We start from the raw sequence: 214 nt of genomic DNA on the forward strand, positions 1-214 counted from the left end.
GGATGGAGAAGCGGCGCGAATAGTTTTCGCGCACCTTGGCATTGGTATAGCGCAGCGTCGCCCATTCGCCGAAGCGCGCCACATCCATGCCCCAGACGTCGAAGCCTGGGTCGCCATGGGCCATCCAGTTCGACAGTGCCAGGCCGACGCCGCCACCCTGGCTGAAGCCGGCCATCACGGCGCAGGCGCACCAGAAGTTGGTCAGGCCCTGCAC

General features: G+C 65.9%; 1 protein-coding gene. It reads right to left on the reverse strand.

Going from position 1 to position 214, the window contains the following annotated elements; all coding sequences use genetic code 11:
• On the reverse strand, window positions 1-214 hold a 214-nt coding region (locus E5X34_RS32865; RefSeq protein WP_292573406.1), incomplete at both ends, for a hypothetical protein.

It is taken from the genome of Mesorhizobium sp., from assembly GCF_004963255.1.
Taxonomy (GTDB): Bacteria; Pseudomonadota; Alphaproteobacteria; order Rhizobiales; family Rhizobiaceae; genus Mesorhizobium.